General features: G+C 64.4%; 15 protein-coding genes and 2 pseudogenes. 5 read left to right on the forward strand and 12 right to left on the reverse strand.

Features of this window, described 5'->3' with window-relative positions:
* Nucleotides 1–209 (forward strand): hypothetical protein (locus tag ACLL97_RS16880; protein ID WP_411281649.1); only part of this gene is annotated, 209 nt, incomplete at its 5' end.
* Between the two features lie 46 nt (nucleotides 210–255).
* On the opposite strand, the pseudogene ACLL97_RS16885 reads toward ACLL97_RS16880, so the two are convergent.
* From ACLL97_RS16885 to ACLL97_RS16935, 11 genes and pseudogenes are all read right to left on the reverse strand, one after another.
* Nucleotides 256–1,503: pseudogene (locus ACLL97_RS16885) on the reverse strand (IS256 family transposase).
* A gap of 375 nt (nucleotides 1,504–1,878) precedes the next feature.
* Nucleotides 1,879–2,319, reverse strand: a pseudogene (locus tag ACLL97_RS16890) (transposase).
* Nucleotides 2,320–2,340: 21 nt separating this feature from the next.
* Complete coding sequence (locus tag ACLL97_RS16895) at nucleotides 2,341–2,589, reverse strand: hypothetical protein (RefSeq protein WP_411281650.1); 249 nt, start codon at nucleotides 2,587–2,589, stop codon at nucleotides 2,341–2,343.
* A 106-nt stretch (nucleotides 2,590–2,695) separates the two neighbouring features.
* Nucleotides 2,696–3,649 (reverse strand): D-2-hydroxyacid dehydrogenase, encoded by a 954-nt coding sequence (locus tag ACLL97_RS16900; protein ID WP_411281651.1) that lies wholly within the window; start codon nucleotides 3,647–3,649, stop codon nucleotides 2,696–2,698.
* On the reverse strand, nucleotides 3,649–4,404 hold the full coding sequence (locus ACLL97_RS16905) for an ABC transporter permease (protein WP_411281652.1): 756 nt from the start codon (nucleotides 4,402–4,404) through the stop codon (nucleotides 3,649–3,651). Before ACLL97_RS16905 ends, ACLL97_RS16900 begins: the two co-directional genes overlap by 1 nt.
* A gap of 44 nt (nucleotides 4,405–4,448) precedes the next feature.
* Nucleotides 4,449–5,396 (reverse strand): ABC transporter permease, encoded by a 948-nt coding sequence (locus ACLL97_RS16910; RefSeq protein ID WP_411281699.1) that lies wholly within the window; start codon nucleotides 5,394–5,396, stop codon nucleotides 4,449–4,451.
* Nucleotides 5,396–7,024 (reverse strand): peptide ABC transporter substrate-binding protein, encoded by a 1,629-nt coding sequence (locus tag ACLL97_RS16915; RefSeq protein WP_411281653.1) that lies wholly within the window; start codon nucleotides 7,022–7,024, stop codon nucleotides 5,396–5,398. Before ACLL97_RS16915 ends, ACLL97_RS16910 begins: the two co-directional genes overlap by 1 nt.
* On the reverse strand, nucleotides 7,021–8,640 hold the full coding sequence (locus ACLL97_RS16920) for a DUF885 family protein (protein WP_411281654.1): 1,620 nt from the start codon (nucleotides 8,638–8,640) through the stop codon (nucleotides 7,021–7,023). Before ACLL97_RS16920 ends, ACLL97_RS16915 begins: the two co-directional genes overlap by 4 nt.
* A gap of 59 nt (nucleotides 8,641–8,699) precedes the next feature.
* Nucleotides 8,700–9,851, reverse strand: a complete 1,152-nt coding sequence (locus ACLL97_RS16925) for a Gfo/Idh/MocA family protein (protein WP_411281655.1) — start codon at nucleotides 9,849–9,851, stop codon at nucleotides 8,700–8,702.
* On the reverse strand, nucleotides 9,848–11,629 hold the full coding sequence (locus ACLL97_RS16930; RefSeq protein WP_411281656.1) for a DUF885 domain-containing protein: 1,782 nt from the start codon (nucleotides 11,627–11,629) through the stop codon (nucleotides 9,848–9,850). Before ACLL97_RS16930 ends, ACLL97_RS16925 begins: the two co-directional genes overlap by 4 nt.
* Nucleotides 11,630–11,684: 55 nt before the next feature.
* Entirely contained in the window at nucleotides 11,685–12,923 is a 1,239-nt protein-coding gene (locus ACLL97_RS16935; RefSeq protein ID WP_411281657.1) for an OFA family MFS transporter, read from the reverse strand.
* Nucleotides 12,924–13,025: 102 nt separating this feature from the next.
* On the opposite strand from ACLL97_RS16935, the gene ACLL97_RS16940 reads away from it, so the two are divergent.
* The 4 genes from ACLL97_RS16940 to ACLL97_RS16955 all read left to right on the forward strand — a co-directional run bounded on the left by ACLL97_RS16940 (nucleotide 13,026) and on the right by ACLL97_RS16955 (nucleotide 17,170).
* Nucleotides 13,026–13,757: a hypothetical protein gene (locus ACLL97_RS16940; protein WP_411281658.1), complete on the forward strand. Its 732-nt coding sequence runs from the start codon at nucleotides 13,026–13,028 to the stop codon at nucleotides 13,755–13,757.
* Nucleotides 13,758–13,917: 160 nt separating this feature from the next.
* Nucleotides 13,918–14,682: a DUF305 domain-containing protein gene (locus ACLL97_RS16945; protein WP_411281659.1), complete on the forward strand. Its 765-nt coding sequence runs from the start codon at nucleotides 13,918–13,920 to the stop codon at nucleotides 14,680–14,682.
* A 38-nt stretch (nucleotides 14,683–14,720) separates the two neighbouring features.
* Entirely contained in the window at nucleotides 14,721–16,700 is a 1,980-nt protein-coding gene (locus ACLL97_RS16950) for an LVIVD repeat-containing protein (protein WP_411281660.1), read from the forward strand.
* 89 nt (nucleotides 16,701–16,789) lie between these two features.
* Nucleotides 16,790–17,170: a TfoX/Sxy family protein gene (locus ACLL97_RS16955; protein WP_411281661.1), complete on the forward strand. Its 381-nt coding sequence runs from the start codon at nucleotides 16,790–16,792 to the stop codon at nucleotides 17,168–17,170.
* Nucleotide 17,171: 1 nt separating this feature from the next.
* On the opposite strand, the gene ACLL97_RS16960 is transcribed toward ACLL97_RS16955, so the two are convergent.
* Nucleotides 17,172–19,838, reverse strand: coding sequence for a glycoside hydrolase family 9 protein (locus ACLL97_RS16960; RefSeq protein WP_411281662.1), 2,667 nt, complete (start codon nucleotides 19,836–19,838; stop codon nucleotides 17,172–17,174).
* Between the last annotated feature and the right edge of the window lie 231 nt (nucleotides 19,839–20,069).

Here is a 20,069-nt window from a genome sequence, read left to right on the forward strand (position 1 = left end):
CGCGCCCACTCCCTTCGATGTACGGCATCGTCGCCTCACCCGTCGTGTTCGAGATGCGCACACGATACCATTATCTTGACCGAAGAGCTACAGACTTTTCACACAGTCTCGCGTTGCTGTTGACAACGGCTGCAAGGATTGCGGCCTGGCTCGCTGCGCTCGCTGGCCGCAACCTATTGGAAGCCGTTGCAACAGAACGCGATTGTTGAGGCGCGAACCTGTCAGGAATCCTGTGTATGAGTCGTGAGCATCGGGTCATGCCGCGATCAATCGATCGCCGAAGAGGAGCTTGAGATGTGGGAAGGCCGCGCGCCAGTACTTGTCGGGCTTGGCCTTCCACTTCTTGCCGACGTTTTTTAAGGCGAGAGAGAGCAGCTTGCCGGCCGCCTCGTCGCTTGGAAAGTGGCCGCGCGTGTTGATCACTTTGCGGATTTGCATGTTCAGGCTTTCGATCGCATTCGTGGTGTAGAGCACGCGACGGATTTCCAGCGGATAGGCCAGCGCCGGCGCGATGCGCTCCCAGTGCCGCTCCCAGGTCGCGACGAGCGGCGCATGCCGCTGTCCGAGCGGGCTCGCGACAAAGCGTTCGAGCGCGAGACGCGCTGCGGCTTCCGTCGGCGCCTGATGGATCTCCCGGAGCGCCGAGGCGACGAGCGTTCGATCGGTCCAGAACACATAGCGCAGGCTTTGGCGGACCAGATGCACGACGCACTGATGGATGACGGTGTGCGGAAAGACGGCCGGCAGCGCGTCGGGGAGCCCCGTCAGCCCATCGATCAGGGCGATCAGGATATCGGCCACGCCACGCCCCTGCAGGTCGCGGAAGGCGCGATGCCAAAACGCCGCGCCCTCCGTCTGCGCGATCCAAAAGCCGAGCACCTCTTTCGTGCCATCGAGCTGGACGCCGAGCGCGAGATACACGGCCGTATTCTGCACAAGGCCATCGTCGCGAATCTTGACGCGCAGCGCATCGAAGGCGACCGCGACATACGTCGACTCGAGCGGCCGCTGCTGCCACGTCTCGACCTCCGCCAACACCTCGCTCGTGATCGTGCAGATCAGGTCGGGCGAGACCGGCACCTGATAGCGCTCCTCGAGAAACGCCTGCAGCTCCCGCGTGCTCAGGCCGCGCGCGTACAGCATCAGCACCGTCTCATCGAAGCCCGGTTAGCGTCGGGCCTCTTTCGGCACGAACTGCGGGGTAAAACTCCCGGCGCGATCGCGGAGGATGTCGAGGGCGATCGGGCCACTCTCCGTCAGCAACCACTTGGGCGACGACCCATTGCGCGCATTACCATCCGGCCCGCGCCCCCCACCATCGCGATATCCCAGATGGTGCGTGAGCTCGGCCTTGAGCATCCGCTCCGCCATCGCTTTTTGCAGCTGCCGCCAAACGACCTGGAAGTCCGCCGGCGTCTGCACGCCCGCCACCAGCTGATCGAGTACCTCGGGCGTCAGCCCTGCGGGCAGTGGCTCCGCCGCCGCCCGCTTTGGTCGAGCCATAACCACCTCCGTCCACCAAGGTTATGACTCATCCACAGAATTTCCGACAGGCCCACTACTTGGCGACTAGCGCGCACGTCTCTACTCTGGCGCGAAAGCGGCCTAACCGTCCTAACGAGTTTCCTGTCAAGGAGACGTACGTCTCCCTCGGTGCGCTGATCGCGCACCGGCGCGATTGCTGTTGTTCCTGCCATGGCGTATCGCGTGTGCATCGGCTCGATCGTCCACGTACACGTGGCGATCACACAGTCGTGCGAGCCCTGCGGCTCAGATGTTCACCGGCGATATGCCGCTTGGCTCCCCAATCATTGCTGTGAGCCTCGAAGGCTCAGTTAGGCGGGCGGGTTTGCCAAGCGGGGCCACGTGCAGCGCTTCTCAGTGGTTACGGGATGTCCATGGAATTGGTTGTTGAAGGCTTCGCCTTTCACGCGCATGGCGTACACGATCGTAGCGAGTTCCTTCGCGATCAGCGCGCGCAATTGGTTTGCCTTTTCGCCGCTGCCATCGCTGGAACTCGGCCTTCACTTCTGGGAAGTATTGGACCGCGCGAATCGCCGCGTGATGGAGGGCGATCTTGAGATAGCGGTTACCATCGCGCGAGCGTTTGTGCCGTGTCTTCCCTCCGGAGTCGTGCGAACCGCGCACCAATCGGCACTAGGAATGGAAATGGCCTATGCTTGGAAACCGGTGGATATCATCGATCTCGAGCAGTAGCATGTACGCGACCATCTTGCCAATACCGGGGACCCACACGAGACGCTGTGCGTCGGGCGTCGCCAGCACGCGATCGCGGAGTTCGTGGTCGAGACGACGCACGGGGGTCTGGAGGAGCGCGCGTTACGTCGTATGCAACTCCGCTTGCAATTGCAGCAGCTCGGGGAGCGAGGCCGCTGTGGCCACGTTGTACTTCTCGAGCAGCGCGCCGATGGCGCGCTGACACGGCAAGCAACGGCTGACCATCACCAATCGCGAGCGGAGCACGTCGCGAATCTCCCGCGGACTGTTCTGGATCATGCGCGCCTCGGGAATCAGCTCCGCGCACAGCCGCTGCGCCCTCGTGGCCGCATCCACCGCATCGGTCTTCACCTTGGCATAGCCGATCGCCTTTAGAAAGGCAGCGCAGATCGTCGGACGGCAGCTACCAGTGGAGAGGGTGTAGCGGTACGGCTGTCTCTACCCTGTCTCTACCCTGTCAGTAGCCGCGCTCACGATTCACGGCCCACTTGGGCAGCTCACCACGCTCCAGCGACTCCAGACATTCGAGAAAGCCATCGGCGGCACCTTCGATGGTGGTGAGGCCGGAGATATGCGGCGATACCATAACACGCGGATCGCTCCAAAGCGGCGAGTCGGCCGGCAGTGGTTCGGTGGCGAATACGTCGAGCGCTGCCGCGCGTAGCCAACCTTGATCCAGCGCATGTGGCAGCGCGGATTCATCGACCACCGAGCCGCGTCCGGCGTTCAGTAGTACGGCCCCGTTGCAGCGAGCGAGTACGCGGCGCGAGATGAGGCCACGGGAGGCTGGCGTGTCGGGCACGGCCACGACAATCCAGTCCGCGTTGCCCACGAGGTCGCCGAGTTCGCTGGACGGATGCACGGCCGAGAACACCGTCCTGTCGGCGGTACCACTGCGCGAGACACCCGTAACGTGTACACCCAAGGCGCGCAGCGAGGTCGCAATCGCTCGGCCGATATCACCCGTACCGACAACGAGCGCGCGCGTGCCCGCCACCCGCGCGATATCACGCGGTTCCCAGCGCCGTTCGCGTTGCGCTTCGGCCAACTCCAGCAGCTGCAGCTGTATCGCGAAGATGCGCGACACGGCCCACTCGGCGATCATCGGACCGAACGACTCGGGGCTGCGCGTGAGCAGAATCTGCGGATCGAGATGCGACGCCATCCACGAGTCGACACCGGCACCGGTGCACTGGATCCAGCGCACGTTCCCCATATCGGAGACCGAGGGCGGCCGCTTGAAACCGATGTAGGCCTCCGCCCAATCGAGATCATCGGCGCTGATATCGGTGAACAGCTTGCCGCGCAGTTCGAGGTCAGCGCGCCGCGCGCGAATGGACTCGGCGATTCCGGCATGCGCGTTGGCGCCGATGGCGATGCGACGTGGAGCGAACGGAAGCGGAAAAGTCATTAGTCGGACTGGCGTTGAGTAGGTGACGAACCTATGGCATCCCCGACGGCGTTGCAGGCGAGCACCGTGGCGAAAATGAAAAGGCCGGGGAAGATCGCGAGCCACGGCTCGCTGGTCATCGCGGTCTGTGCCTGATAGAGCATGTTGCCCCAGCTGGCGGTTGGCGGTTGCACGCCGACGCCGAAGAAACTCATGGTGCTCTCCAGCAGAATGCCGCGCCCGATCGCGAGTGTCGTGGCGACCGTCGCCGCGGGAATGATGCCGGGCACGATGTGGCGGACGATCACACCCACTGGGTTGGCGCCGATTGCCCGCGCCGCCTGCACGAAATCGAGCGACGAGAGCGACTGGACCTCGGCGCGTACCACGCGCGCGGTTTCCATCCATCCGGCCGCGGCCACCAACAGAATCAGCATCGGTACGCCGGGCTGCAAAACCGCAGCGCCAAGCATGAGGAGCGGCAGACGCGGGATGGCGAGCATGGCATCGGTGGCCCGCATGAGTACGTCGTCGATCCAGCGACCCGTGTAGCCCGCTACGGCACCGACCGCGACTCCGATGGCCGCGCTCATGAGCGCCGACAGTACGCCGATCGCGAGCGACACGCGGGCCCCTACGAGCACGCGAGTGAGCACGTCACGCCCGAGTTCATCAGTTCCGAACCAATGGACAAGCGACGGTGCCGCGCGACGGTTGGCCAGGTCGAGCGCATCGGCGGCGAACGGTGCGAAATACGGCGCCAGTATCGACGCCACGACGAGTGTTGCAAGAAAGAACAGACCGCTGCGTGGTCCGCCTTTCATCCGACGCCCCGCGTGCGCGGATCGATGGTACGCACCGCGATATCGGCGACGAGATTGAGTACCATGACGGCAACGGCGCCGCACATCAGGAAGGCCATGAGCACGGGATAGTCACGCTTCACGAGTGATTCCGTGAACAGGCTACCCACGCCGGGCCACGCGAACACACTTTCAGTCACGACGGCCCCCGAGGCCATCATGGCGGCGTCGAGCAGGACGACGGTGATGAACGGACCGAGTGCGTTCGGCAGCGCGTGCCGAAGCAGCACGCCGCGCTCGGACACGCCGCGCACGCGCGCCGCATTCATGAACGGGCGGCCTATGGTTTCGCGCATAGCTCGGCGCAGGTAGCGTGACCAGGCTGCGGCCTGCACGGCGGCCAGCACCATCACGGGGAGCACGAGATGCGCTATGCGGTCGCCGAATGAACTCACGCCGAACGACGCGCGTCCGGACGATGGTAGCCAACCGAGCGTGATCGCGAAGACCAACTGCAGCAGCAGGCCGAACCAGAACACCGGTAGGGATATCCCTGCCACGGCGCCGAACGACGAGATGCGATCGAACCGTCGATGCACCGACGCCCATACACCGACCGGCAGGGCAATACAGAGCGCCAGCAGCGTGCTCGCGCCTACGAGTTCGAGGGTGGCGGGTACGCGCTCCAGCACGCGCTCGAGCACGGGGCGCCCGTCGGCGAAGCTGTACCCCCAATCGCCGCGGACGAACGCCGAGAGCCACGACAGATACTGCACCACCAACGAACGATCGAGTCCCATGGCGGCTCGAAGTCGCTCGATATCCTGCGGGCGCACGTTCGGATTTTCGAGATAGGCCGCCAGCGGACCGCCCGGTACCGCCTGCAGCAGCGCGAAGACCAGCACCGAGATGAGGAGCAGCAGCGGAAGGCTCTGGAGTGCCCGGCGCACGATCAGGCCACGCATCACGGCGTGCCGATCTCCCACAGGTGCACGTTCCAGAAGGGACCGGCGTTGGTCGGATTGCCGGTGAAGCCCTTCAGTGTCTTCGGGACGGCATCGATCTTGGCCGTATTGTACAGCACGATCTCGGGCGCCAGCGCGGCGATGCGGCGCTGCGCCTCACGCAGCAGTTCGTTGCGCTGCGCCACATCGGCGGTGCGATCGGAACGATACAGCAGCGACGACAGTTCCGCGTCGTTGATATAGTTGATGTTGCGGCCAGCCGGCGGCATACGATCGCCGGCAAAGAACAGTGTGAGCTCGGGATCGGCGCCCATCTGCCACCAATGCAGCATGGCGTCGAACTCGCCACTGAACCACACGCTGCTGATCGACGTGCCATCGAGCAGCTTCACCGTCGTCTCGGCTCCCACATCGCGAAACGCTTGGCTCAGCGCCTGCGACACATTCTCCCGAATCGCAAAGCCCGACTGCGTGATGAGCGTGAAGGCGAGACGCTTACCGTCCTTCGTGCGGATGCCATCGGCGCCCGGTACCCATCCGGCGTCGGTCAGTAGCGTGCGGGAGCGCTCCGGATCGAAGTCGTAGGCGGGCACCTTGGGCTCGTAGGCCGCGGACAGCGGCTGAATCGGACCGTTCACCACTTCCACCTGTCCGTCGAGAATCGTGCGCACGAGCAGATCTCGGTTGACCGCGTGGGCCAGCGCTTGGCGCACCTTGACATCGGCGAAGGGCGCGAAGTGCTTCTGATTGAGTGTGACATGCTCGTAGCCGTTGCCGACCACGCGATTCATGCGCAACCCGCTGATGGCGGTCAGCTCGCGCACTTTATCCCAGGCCACGAGCGCCACCATGTGCACCTCGCCCGACTTGAGCAGATTGATGCGCGTGGTCGTATTCGTGAGGAAGCGGAAGAGCAGCTGCTTGATTTTGGGATACTCCGCGCCGCGCCAGTAGCCTTCGGCGCGTTCGAGCAGGATGTACTCGCCGGTTTTCCACTCCTTCACCTTGTACGGGCCCGTGCCAAGCGGCGCGCGATTGTAGTCGTTGGCGGTATTGAGATCGCGGTTCGCGAGCACATGCTTGGGCAACGTGCCACGCACGAACTGAAGCTGATACGGGGCGTACACTTCCTTGTAATGCACGATCGCCGTGAGCGAGTCGGGCGTGTCGACCGACGAGATGCGGTCGAATCCATCGACGCTTTCCGGTTTCCAGTCACCCTTGTTGATCGCGTCGACCGTGAACTTCACATCGGCGGAGGTGTGCGACACGCCGTCGTGCCATTTCACCCCGGGTCGCAACTTCCAAGTCACATCCATGCCGCCATCGGCGCGCACGACCACGCCACCATTCTCCGTAGTCGGGATCTCGGCGGCGAGTACTGGAATGATCTTCATTGTCTCGTCATTGGTCACGAGACCTTCCACCACGCACGACTCGATATCCTCGAGAATATGCGTGGCATAGCGGTTCATCGTGTCTGGCTCGCGGTCGTAGCCCACGATTAGCAGCTCATTCGTGGGACCGCTGCGGGCGGCGTCGCCGCCGCAGGCCGCGAGTGCGCCGCAGAGCGAGGCGGCGACGCCGAGGGTCGAACAACGGGAGAATCGTGTCGACCAATGCATCATGAGGTTGCCGTGAGGAGTCGCGCTGCGAGTGCCACGGGAATGGATCCTCGACTCAACAGCGCATCGTGGAATTGCCGCGGTGAGTAGTCTGACCGCTGGCGCATGGTTTCCCGCAGGTCGAGAATGCCCTGCGTGCCAAGCCAATACATCACCGCGGTGCAGGGGAACATCGAGTTCTTGGTGGCTTCGCCAACGGCCGCCGCCTCCGGCATGCCGACTTCGTGCATATAGTAGGCGACGGCATCGGCGTAACGGAAGTCACCAGTGTGCAATCGAATATCCACGATCGCGCGCGCGAGCATGCGGACACGACTCTGCTGTTCGGCGGCGCGTTCGAGCGGCGTGAGAAATCCAAGCTCGTCGGCGAGCTCGGTGGCGTAACACGCCCACCCTTCGGCCATCGAGCCACCCAGGAACATGCCGATGCGGCTGGCGCAGTCCACGGCGGCAACGCTTCCGATTCGTGACTGCGACCGATGCGTGGCGTGTCCATTCTGTACGTGGTGGCCGAGGGCGCCGTGGTGCACTACGTGATTGAGCGTGATCGTGCTGCGATTCCAGGCCTTCAGGCGACGGTCGCGCTCATCGGGCGCGATGGTGTCGTCTACTGGCGTCACCAGATACATATGCTCAGGGCGCGGGTCGTAGGGCGCCGGCGAGCGATAGAACAGGAAGTAGAGCTGCGGAGCGATCTCGCGGGCCCAGGCAGGAATGGGTGAGTAGCGCAACGGCCAGTCGGGCCACTCCACCAGATCGTGCGAGAGAGCGAACGAGCGACATGCTTCGAACTGCAAGGTGAACGCGGCGAGATAGCCCGTTTCGTCGGGGCGATCGTTTGCGAGCGCCGCACCGAGGCTCTCAGGCGAACCGGCCACATCGGTGGCGAGGCTGTGAAAACGCGCTTTGGCTGCCGGCAACTCGTCGAGCGCGCGTTGCAGCAACTGCTGCGCCGACTGCGTGCAGAAGTGTCCGCGCTGCAGCAGGATCTCATACGCTTCGACGCCTATCGCATAGCCCGCGTGGACATCACGCGGCAACTGGGAGAGCCAGTCGGTCGCCGCGTCGAATGCGCGGGCCGCATCGGTTGCGGCCTCGATGAGCGGGTCACGAACGGCAGCCGTGAGCTCGTGCTCGTCGCACCAGATTTGCAATGGTCCACGCAGGAACGCCGCGAACACGCGTGCCTCGCGGGTGGCGCGATCGATCCAGATCGCGGGTACCGGCTCGGTCAGTGCGTCGGGCATAGCGCCCAGAAACGACCGAATGTGCCCGAGTCGTGCGATGAGGGCGTCGGTGCAGCGCTCAATCGGCGGCGTAGGTCGCAGCAGCAGCGCGACGACACTGAAAATCGCCTCGCCCGTCCACAGTGCAGGATTCCGATCGTGGAAGAAGCGGCTTTGCGTTTCGAGGATGCGCAGATCGATGTTGGCGCGCGCGAGCTCGGCGTCGACAGCCTCGATATCGGCGGCGAGCAACGCGTCGTTGCCGCGGGGCGCGGCGTTGAAGAGCGCGTCGTGCAGCTCAGCCAGCTCGCTGACTTCGGCATCGCGCGCATCGCGCGACCAGTCGGGTAGCCGATGGTCGTGCGTGTGCAGCCCCGTGAACGTCGCATTCACGGGATGACGTGCGAAGTAGTGTGCGAAGAAACGGTCGAGTGCGGCGGTGGTGTGATTGCTCAGGATGCCGATCCCGCGATTGGCGGCTGTTCGAGCGGGATATTCACCCAGCGTCGTTCGCGGAACGAGCGCTCGACAGCGTTGATGAGCTCCTGCACGTGCGCCCCATCTTCGAAGTTGCCCTCGTTGCCACGTACTTCACCACGGATCTCGGAGATGAACGAGCCGATGAGATTGGCATAGAAGAGCGAGCGCCAGGACTCTCGCGCACTGCCGCCCGCCGGGTAGAAACGCTGTGGGATCGCGAGTTCCTTGAATTCCACGGAGTCGGCGGTGGCGCCCTTGAGCGTTTCGCAGATGCCGTTCTCTTCCACGAGACGGCAGATCAGCGCGCCCTTGCTGCCGTACACCCGCGCTTCGATGCCGGGATAATTGCCGACGGTCACGAAGCTGGTTTGAATCGAGCCGATACCGCCATTGTCGAACTCGCCGATAAATATGTCGCCGTCGTCGATATTCATGCGCATCATGGTGCCGGTAGCGCGCACCATCCGTTCGGGGATGAAGTTTTTCATCGTGCCCACCACCGACTTGAACCGACTACCCATGAAGAGGTGACCAATATCCATGATCGGGGCCCCGTACCCTTCCAGCGACGACACCTGAATCTCTGTCTGGTCGGCCTCATGATCGACCTGACGCAGCGGCGACTGCGGGTCGAGCCACTGTGAGTTTTGTTCGTAGCCGTTGAAAATGAACGGCGTGCCGACGTACCCCTCATCGATCAGCGCCTTCATGTAACGCATCGCCGGCGAGTATCGAAACGTGAATCCCAGTTTCGTTTTGAGACCTTTGCTGGCCGCCAGGGCCGCGGCCCGACGCGTCTCGGTAAAATCGTAGGCCACGGGCTTTTCGCACAACACGTGCTTGCCCGCCTCCAACGCCGCGCAGCTTAACGCGAAGTGGGTCGCGCTGGGTGTACACACGTCGACGACATCGATATCGGTGCGTGCGATCAGTTCTTCGTGCGTGGCATACACGTTGGGGATGTCGAACTCCGCCGCGAACTCGCGGGCGCGTTCGACGAGCGGATCGGCGATCGCCACGACCGTGCAGCGCGGATCACGCTTCCAGCCCGGAAGGTGCGCGAATTGTGCCCAGGCACCGGCACCGAGGACACCAACACGAACGATATCGTTCCTAGCGGTCACTGAATCACCCGTGAGGTGTCACCCGGCAACAGCAGTTGCCGGTGCGCCCAGATCGGCGCGATGCCGTTCTTCATGACGCGTTCGTGGAACTCGCGTAAGCTAAACGCGGCGCCCTGTGCCGCCTGCATATCGCGCCGCAGGGTGAGCATGCCGCGTTTGCCCAGGAAGTAGCCGCCGTAGGTGGGATCGTAGGTGCCGCGTTCCGCTTCACGCTTGGCGGCCGGTGCGGCCACATACGCTTGGCGCTCGAAGCAGGCCTGCGCTTGGGCGAGCGTCCATTCACCGGTGTGCAGACGGATGCCCGAGAGTAGCCGGCAGATGCGCGTGAGCGCGTCGCTGAGCTGGGCCAATTCATAGCGCGGATCGCCTCCCATAAAGCCCTGTTCGACGACGAGTTCCTCCGAATAGTGCGCCCAGCCATCCTGGCCCGACGACGGCTGCGGAAACGGATTCAAGCCGATCCAGATGCGACGGATCTTGCCCGGTGTTTCGCGCATGTGCACCGAGTGCAGCCAATGGCCGGGCATCGCCTCGTGGGCCGAGGTGATGGCCAGCGACGCAAAGTTGAATCGCTCCAACCAGGCGTCTTGCTGCGCAGGGGGGTCGAGCGAGTCGGCGTCGGTGATGTAGTAGTAGCTTTTCACCGGCGTTTTCTCGAGCGGCGGCGAGGCGTGCATCGATGCGAAGCCGAGTGAGAATGGCTGCGCGGGGGCAACGACCACCCGCTCACCCTTCGGCACGACGGCCAGATTCTTCGCGGCAACAAAGCGCGTGAGCGAATCGACGATGGCTTGTGCCGCCGCGACCACTTCGCCGCGTTTGGGATGATTGCGGCGAACAGTCAGCCATGCGGCCTGTGGGTCGGCGTTCGGCGCCAGCCGTTTGGCGGCGGCACGGAAGCGTTCCTGCGCGCTCGCGAGTTCGCGTTCACCGAGCGCCACGAGATCGGCCAGCGGAACATCGATGAGCTCTTCGGAGCGGTAGCGTCGCGCGACGGCGTCACCACCAATCTTCCACTCGCCACTCGCCGTGGGGAGCACGGACTTCTCGAAATCGGCGGTATACGCATCGATTTCCCGTGTGGCAATCGCGGCCGCGCTCAGCAAAGAATCCATGAGTGGCGTGCCCTGCTGCGCCGCGAAGGCTTGGGCCAGGTCGGTGGTCAACATGCTTGACGCACTGCGCATCATGCCGAGTCCGCGTTCGGCGAAGATTTTCGGCGGATTCGTGATGTTCGTGCGTGCCGCCTGCAACAGCGCTGGCACGCCAGCGAGTTTGCCGATGATGCGACGCATCCGCACCGGCGCGTCGTCGTTCTCCATCGTCATGAGATTGTGCACGCCATCGGACAACGCGCTGGCGTACGTCATCGGATTCCGCTTCCAGTTGGCGAGCGTTTCCTGTTCGAGCAGCCAGCCGTCGATCACGCCCGCGAGAATGCGCTTGTCTACGCGCTCGTCGAGGGTGAGCGAGGAGTCGCGGAACGCGTCGAGCTCCGCCGCCGCCGTCTTCAGCGTGGCGATTTCGGCAGCGATCGCCGACGCCGAGAAATCGTCGAGGAGGGCATCGTGATCGTGCAGGCCGTTGCCAGCCGCAATGGATGGATGACGGCGCGCGAAGCCATCGAGATAGCGATCGACGAAGGGGGCGAGCCCTCCAGCGTTCGCCGTGGCGGTCGCCGACGTGTGGGATGTGTCGGCGGCGGGGGTGCAGGCAACGCCGGCGGCGGAGCTGAGCGCGAGCAGCGCGAGCGCGGTGAGTCGTTTGGGGGTTCGCATCGGGCCTTAACCTGCGGCCGCGCCCTCCCCTTCGCAAACGAATGGACGACTTCCCTTACTCCGCGACCGTTCTCAGCGGCTTCACCGCCAGCGTGAGCGCGAGCCCGACGGCCAGCAGACCGGCCAGCAGCATCAGCGGCTGGTCGTAGATATGCACGCGCGGTGCGCCCGGAGCCAAGGCCCCACGAGCGCGCTCGGAGAGTTCGGTGATGATCACCGGCCCCGTCACGGCGGCTACGCTCCACGCCGTCAGTACGGCGCCGTGAATCGCGCCCACGTTGCGCGAACCGAACAGGTCCGCCAGGAACGCCGGCATCGTGGCGAAACCGCCGCCGTACATCGTGAACACGATGAGCAGGCACACGAGAAAGGGCCACCACGCGCCCGCCTGGGCGAAGCGCGGAATCAGTAGAAACAACGCCAGCTGCACGACGAAGAATATGAGATAGGTCACGCGACGCCCGAGGAGATCCGACGCGCTCGACCAGAGCAGACGCCCCCCCGCATTGAACAGGCTGATGACCGCGACCACGGCCGCTGCCTGTTTGGGCGTTCGGCCGAACAGGTCCTGCATCATCGGCGACGCTTGGGCGAGTATGCCGATGCCGGCGGTCACGTTGACGCACAGCATGCCCCAGAGTAGCACGAACTGCGGCGTGCGCAGCGCCTCTCGTCGCGTGAGGCCATCCGCCACGGGCATCGGTCGGCCGCGGTGCATATCAGGCGCCGGACGCAGCAACTGCGCCCCCGCCCACATGAGTGCGAAGTAGACGCCGCCCAACACGAACAGCGCGCGGGCGACGCCGATCTGCTCGATCAGGAACGCATTCGCATAGCCGCCCAGAAAAGCCCCGCCGCCGAAGCCCATGATGGCGAAACCGGTAGCCATGCCGCGTCGCTCGGGGAACCACTTCACCAGCGTGCTGACCGGGGCGATATAGCCGATGCCGCAGCCGATGCCGCAGAGTATGCCGAGTCCAAGAAAGACCAGCAGTGGCTGCTGCCAGAGCAGGCCAAGCCCGCCAAGTGCCAGTCCGCTGGCGAAGAAGATGGCCGACGTTCTTGCCGCGACGCGTGCACCACGCCGCTCCACCCACGGACCCATAGTGGCCGCGCTCAGTCCCAGCAGCACCAGCGCCGACGTGAAGGTGGTGTACGGCGGACTCCCCCACCACGGCTGCGGCGGGAGCGCGGCGATGATCGGGCGATTGAGGGTGCTCCAGGCGTACACTGAGCCGATGCCCAGGTGGACGAGGATGGCGCCGAGGGGGATGGTCCAGCGGGATGTCGACATACGGCGGAATCAACCATATCCGGGCGCGATCCGTGCCCCATCCCTGCCCCTTCCCTGCCCGCGCGTGCTCCAGAAGGGCCGCCCAGGTTGGTAGGTTGCAGCATGTCTTCGCGTGAAAGTCCGATCGCGGCCCAACGGGCTCGGAATGCCCATCTCACGGCGCAGGCGGAGCAGATCGCCCTCGACGACCGGGCGGAACACGGCCTGCCGGAGCTGCCGGTGATTCTGTTGCCGGCGAATTCGCGGAACACGACTGAACTCCCCGAGGAATCGCGCGACGCCTTCCTCGACCAGCTACGGGCCACGATCGCCGAGGCGTTTCGCGAGACGGTGCGCGACAACCGCGCGCCGATGAGTGCCGAGGCCGAGTCGGCACGTCAGGACGCCGGATGGGCGCTTCCAACGTCGATCCCGGCGATGTCCGACATCATCGGGGCGAGTTGCGGGACCTGTCGAGGTGAGTGCTGCACCGCGGGCGGCACGCATGGCTTTCTGCATGCGGACAGCATCCTGCGAGTGCGCGCTCAGCTCACCGACGACGGGGAGACGGTTACGGCCGAGTCGTTGGAGGCGCGGTACGCCTCGCACGTGCCGATGCGCCACTATCGCGGCTCGTGCGTGTTTCACACGACCACCGGCTGCAATCTCCCGCGGGCACTGCGCTCGAACCTGTGCAACCGCTACGTCTGCGGCGGCCTCGCCCAACTCACGCGGGCGCTCGTGTCGTCCGCGCAGACGTCGGCCTACGTGGCGGCGGCCGACTCGGTACACCTGCGCCGCGTGGCGCTGGTCACGGAGCGTGGAGCACGGGCGATCACGTTGCGGGAGTCGTAGATCGCCAACCGCCGGGGAAGCAGGCGCGTATGAGAAGAACGGACCATGTACACAGAATCGGTCGATCTGCCCGATCGATTGCTGCACGGCTCTTCTGCCTATACCGTTACAGGTTCAACCTATTTCCATGCGGCCGGTGTCCAATCACGTGACCAAACCGATGCCCACGACCCTTCGCCGACCGATCCGCCTGGCTGTCCTGAGCGCCGGGCTCTTCGCCACAACGGCCTGCGCCACCTCGAAGTCAGCCTCCTCGGCCGGACCCGCGTTCCAGATGGGTGACGCGGGTGCGCTCGTGCGCGCCCGCGCCGACAGTCTGCGCTATCCCTGGGTGAAGGCCGACGTGGACTTCATGAGCGGCATGATCCACCACCACGCTCAGGCCATCACGATCTCGCGCTGGGCGCCGTCGCATGGTGCGAGCGCCTCGGTGCAGCGGCTCACGGCTCGCATCATCAATGCGCAGACCGATGAGATCACGATCATGCAGACGTGGCTCAAAGACCGTCGTCAGCCGATGCCCATGGTGGACACGCTTGGCAAGGTGACGATGGGTGGCATGGCCATGGGTGGCATGGCCATGGGTGGCGCGGGTCATGACATGTCGGCTATGGGAGGCCACGACAGGTCGGCGATGGGAGGCCTGGCGATGGGCCAGATGTCGATGCCCGGTATGCTCACCGAGGCGCAGCTCAAGGCGCTCAACGCGGCGCGCGGCACGGAGTTCGACCGGTTGTTCCTGACCTACATGATTCAGCACCACCGCGGTGCCGTCTCGATGGTGAAGACGTTGTTCGCGGCACAGGGCGCGGGGCAGGACGAAACGGTGTTCAAGTTCGCGAACGATGTGGAAGTCGATCAGAGCACCGAGATCAAGCGCATGTTCACGATGATGTTGGAGATGGGATTCGCGCCGCCGGCGTGACGTTGGACTACCACCACCTTTTGCAGACAGGAACAGACATGTCAGAAGCACTTCCGCGTCGTCGCGGGGCGAGTGTTGTCACAGGCTACGCGGCCGTGGCGCTGCTGGGCCTCGCGGCGTGCGCGCCGTCGAAGCCCAAGACCGCACCGACGCCGATGAACGATCCGCGCGTCGGCCTCAAGGCCGGTCTGTTCGACGCCGGCGAAGCGATCTCGAACATGAAGGTCGTGGCCAAGGCGGTCTCGCCGCCGGGCTTCCTGGGGATTACGAACTCCGACCTCGCCTTCACTGGCAAGTACGCGATTCAGGGGAACTACAATGGCCCGGTGATCTGGGACATTTCGAACCCGGCCAAGCCGACGCTCGTGGTGGCGTATACGTGCCCCGCGTCGCAGAACGACATCTCGGTGTACAAGAACCTGATGTTCATGTCGGCCGAAGCGAACAACGGCCGCGTGGACTGCAAGCCGGGTGGCGTGCCTGATCCCGTGAGCAAGGAGCGCATGCGTGGTGTGCGCGTGTTCGACATCAGCGACATTCGCAATCCGAAGCTGATCGCGAACGTGCAGACGTGCCGCGGCTCGCACACACACACGGTGCTCGAGGATCCGAAGGACAAGGAGAACGTGTACATCTACGTTTCCGGTTCGTCGGCGATCCGTCCGAACACCGAGCTCGCCGGCTGCGCCGGTGACCTGGCCTCCGAAGATCCGAACTCGTCGCGCTTGCGCATCGAGATCATCAAGGTGCCGCTGGCCAACCCGGCCAGCGCCGCGGTCGTCGGTCGCGCCAACATCTTCGCCGGTCTGAGTGCCGCACCGGCCCACGGTCTTTCCGACGCTGACAAGGAAGCGGCGGCGAAGACGCTCTCCACGGCGAAGGCCGCGGGTGCGTTCATCGCGAAGAATCCACAGTCGGGCATGGATATGGTCGTGCCTCCGCAGGTGGTTCGTCCGATGCTGGATAGTGTAACGAAGGCGCGTGGCGGTTCGATGGCCAACGCGGCCGACAGCTCGGCGGTGCGTGGTATGGTGCAGGGAGCGGTGACGCGCATGTTCGCCGGGGCGGCGGGCGGCGGTGGCCGTGGCGGCGAGCGGTCGCAGTGCCACGACATCACGGTGTACCCGGCGCTCGGACTGGCTGGCGGCGCCTGCGAAGGGCACGGTCTGCTGATCGACATCAGCAACCCGATTGCGCCGGTGCGTCTCGACGCGGCGGCCGACTCGAACTTCGCCTACTGGCATTCGGCGACGTTCAACAACGACGGCACGCAGATGCTGTTCTCGGACGAGTGGGGCGGTGGTTCGTCGCCCAAGTGCCGCGCTGGTGACAAGCCGGAATGGGGCGCCAACGCGATCTTCTCGATCGTGAACAAGAAGCTGGTGTTCAAGAGCTACTACAAGATTCCGACCGTACAGTCGTCGAACGAAAACTGTGTGGCGCACAACGGTTCGCTGATTCCGATTCCGGGTCGCGACGTGATGGTGCAGTCGTGGTATCAGGGCGGCATCTCGGTGTTCGATTGGACGGACCCTTCGAAGCCGAAAGAAATCGCCTCATTCGATCGCGGTCCGGTGGATTCCACGCGTATGGCGATGGGCGGGTCGTGGTCGGCATACTGGTACAACGGTGCGATCGTGAGCTCGGAAATCGCACGCGGACTGGACGTGGCTGAACTCGTGCCGAGCGAGTTCATCTCGCAGAACGAGATCGATGCGGCGAACACGGTGAAGTGGGATTACCTGAACGCGCAGGGTCAGCCGAAGATCTCGTGGCCGCCCAGCTTCGCGCTGGCGAAGGCGTACACGGATCAGCTGGAGCGCAAAGGCTGTGTGGCGCCGGCCAAGATCTCCGAGATCCGCACGTCGATCTCGAGCGCGGAGAAGACCTCGGGCGCGGCGCGTAATGCCACGCTATCCAAGCTCGTGACGGATGTCGAAGCCAACCGCAGCTGCGACCCGAAGAAGACAGACCTACTGAAGAAGGCGCTGCAGGATCTGCAGACGCTGGCGATGTAATCAGGTAGCTGTGTCACGACGTTCGCAGCCCCCAATCCTGCCGAGGATCGGGGGCTGTGTCGTTTTCCAGGCCTTCAACCGGAGCACCGATGGCGTCGGATCTCAGTTTCGTGGAGTACGTGCGCGACCAGATGCATGGCGCGGGCACCGTGACGTTCAAGAAGATGTTCGGCGAGTACGCGCTGTACGTTGATGAGAAGGTGGTGGCACTGGTGTGCGACAACCAGCTGTTCGTGAAACCCACCGGGTCCGGTCGCGCAGTTCTCGGTGCCGTGACCGAAGCGTCCCCCTATGCAGGAGCAAAGCCCCAGTGGCTGATCACTGAGCAGCTGGAGGATCAGGCGTTGATTGCCGAGTTGATACGAGCCACCGCGGCCGAATTGCCGACACCCAAGCCGAAATCCAAGCCGAAACCCGCGAAAAGAGTCGCGAAGAACCCCGCGACGCAGGTCGCGAAGAAACCGCGCTGACTTACTGCGCGAACCATTCGCGCGTGCGTGCCATGTTCCCGTCTTCTATTACGACGGCCGTCCATGGAGTATCGGCGCGCACGCGCTTTGCGGTCCACAGAATCGACGCCGGCACGCCGTCGCGCAGGGTGACGGTCTGCGCGACGATGGTCCCGCGAAGATTATCGGTGCGCAACGCATAGCGGTGTACTCCCGAGCCGCTCATCGTGAGCCGCATGGTGATCGTGCCGTCCACGGCCGTGGTGCTCGTTAACGCGAGCGTGGGCAGCACTGCCGCTTCGTGCGCGACCGCCGAAGCCGCTGGCAACAGGTCCTCCATAAGCCACAGCCAGCGGCTGCTGGAGTGCACCCACACTTCCTTGTACACGTACGTGTTCTGCGACGGCCAGTAGGGAAGATCGGTCGTGCCGCGACTCTGCATGCCTACCGGAAGTGATCCCACGAAGTCGGCCGACGACACGCTGTACTGCTGCGCCCAATCGTAACCTTCGCCGTACATGGTGCTTTGCACAAATGGATTGCGACCCACGACCCACTGCGCCTGCTGCTGCGCCAGGTCAAGCCCCGCGCTGTCGCCACGCAGGCGGGACGCGGTGGACAGCGCCTTGGCCTGAGAGAGCAGCACGCCGTAATTGCCGCGCCGCTGAAACCAGACCGGGAAGGCACGCAGGAACCATCCGTCGCCCATCGGCATCCCTGCGCGTACCTGCGCGGCGTACTGATCCTGCTTCTCGAGATAGCGTCCGCCCGAGTCGGGCACCTGCACGCTGTCCGCCAGGCGATAGACGTACGCGGGCAGCACATGGTACGGCGCGGTAGTGGTCGCGCTCCGCTTCTGGTACTCGGCGTAGCGCGCAATCGTAGCGTACCACTGCATCCATTCCGGGTGATCTGGCAGCGCGCTGACAAGCTGCGACAGAGCGACGATGGGCGCTTGATCGGACGCTTTGTGAAACTGGTGAAAAATCGTATCGCGATCGGGGCCGGTGTAAAAGAAGCCGGAGAGCGGAAACACCGAGCCCACCCGGGACACCTGCTGCGACGCCATCACCACACGAGCCAATTCCACGGCCTTGTCGCGGTAGCGCACTTCGCGAGTAGCGGCGAAGAGTTCGAGAGACGCCGTGATCCCGACACCGGCCAACTCCATGCGCGTGGCGGCGAACGCGGGTGTATGCCACGTGCTCGGTCCCTCGACGCCAACGATCGCAAACTCCCAGTCCTCGCGCGCCACGCGCAGCGCCCGCGCGGCGAGCGCCGGCTCGCGATCCTTGAGCAGCCGATATCCGATCGCCGCCGCGGACGACGCGATGTAGTTCACGTTGGGATTGTTCTTCGCCGCCACCAGCCTGTCGTCGGCGTCGCCCACGATGTTGTTCGACCAATAGTTATGCGCACCGAAGCCGATGCGAAAGCCGCCGGGAAAGCGCACGCGCAACACCCAGTCGAGGCCCCACTTCGCTTCTTCCAACAGGCGGGTCGTGAGCTCGGGATCGTCACCGCGCGCGGCGAGCTTGTCGGCCAGCGCGAACATGGCGTACGTCGCTTCACCGGTGTTGATCAATCCCTGCGACAGATCGCCGGCATCGTGCCAGCCGCCGCTCATCGTGATACGCGAGCTGTCGTGCGTCGCGAACCAGTCGAGGTGGTCGATCCCGTGCACTCCGGGAATGTCGTCGCCGCACCGGTTGCCGTAAAAGAAATTGAGCGTCTTCCAGATCGACGATTTCCACACGTCGTTCCCGATGCGAAATGGCTTGCTGGTCACGCCGCCCGCGCGTAGCACGTAGCTGCCAGGCGTCTGGACCTCCGAGAAGTCCATCTGCTGAAAGGTGCCGTTGCGCGCTGTTACCGTCTCCACCGGCCTGCGTAGCACGGTCTTACCGAACGCAATGTCTTGCACGCTCACGAGCTCAAACGCTGTCGCCGTCAGCGCGCTGGCAATCGCAGTCTTTGTGCTACCCGTCTGATAGCCGCTGTGACTGAAGGCAATCTTGCCGGCGCCGACGCGCCAGCCGGTGTGCACGTCGGGGTCGACCCTCTGCAGTTCGAGCCCGCCGATCTCGAAGGCAACATGATCGTCGGGGCCGGCCAGCATGCGGTTCATGAAGTAACCGATCTCCAAACGAGTGACGCGATCACGCGGCAGCGGTTCGATCTCCCAGACGACCTGCTGCCAGCCATTGCGCGCGAAGGTGATGAAGTGGGTGCCCTCGCGGTCGTAGCGGTCGGGCACCTTCTCCACGCCGTCATTGCGCAACACGAGCTGCAACGGCAGCACGGGAATGCCGGCAAAGTCGGGCCGCACCCAGAGCGAGATCCGGTTGTAGCCGGTCCAGTCTTCATTGGCGAACGCGCGTTGCAAATTCACACTGGAGAGTCGCGCGCGATTGGGTGCCGGCGCGTTCCGAAACATCTGCAGCTCCACGCGGAGCGTTTGCATGTCGCCGAGGGCGGGCGGCGGCGGGAACGACAGCATCCCGGTACCGCTGAACTTCCACACCGACGGTTGCGTAAAGTTATCCAGCACACGACTGGCCAGCACGGGTTTCTGCAGCCAGCCAAACTCGGCCGAGTTCACGTGGTCGATGGGCAAGAGCGGCCGCTGCGCGCGCGCCGACAGCGAGGTGAGCAGCAGGGCGGTAGCAGTGGGGAGGGCGAAACGCATGGCAGGAAATAGGGCGGCGGGGGCGGAGCGAGGGAGGGAGGGAGGGAGCGAGCGGGATCGGTCTCGGCGCTGGGGGGAAGGCGATCGTTCAGGTAAGCTGATCGCCGCGGTGCAGGGTGCAAGGTGAATCGCTGAGCGACGCTTCGGTTCGCGTGTGGGGGGCGCCACTCGCACGCACATCGCGTAAACTACGGCGGATGGCTGTGTCCTTCCCACGAACCTCAACGCCTG

Origin of the sequence: Gemmatimonas sp., assembly GCF_046594945.1 — a bacterium.
In the GTDB taxonomy this organism is placed as follows: Bacteria; Gemmatimonadota; Gemmatimonadetes; order Gemmatimonadales; family Gemmatimonadaceae; genus Gemmatimonas.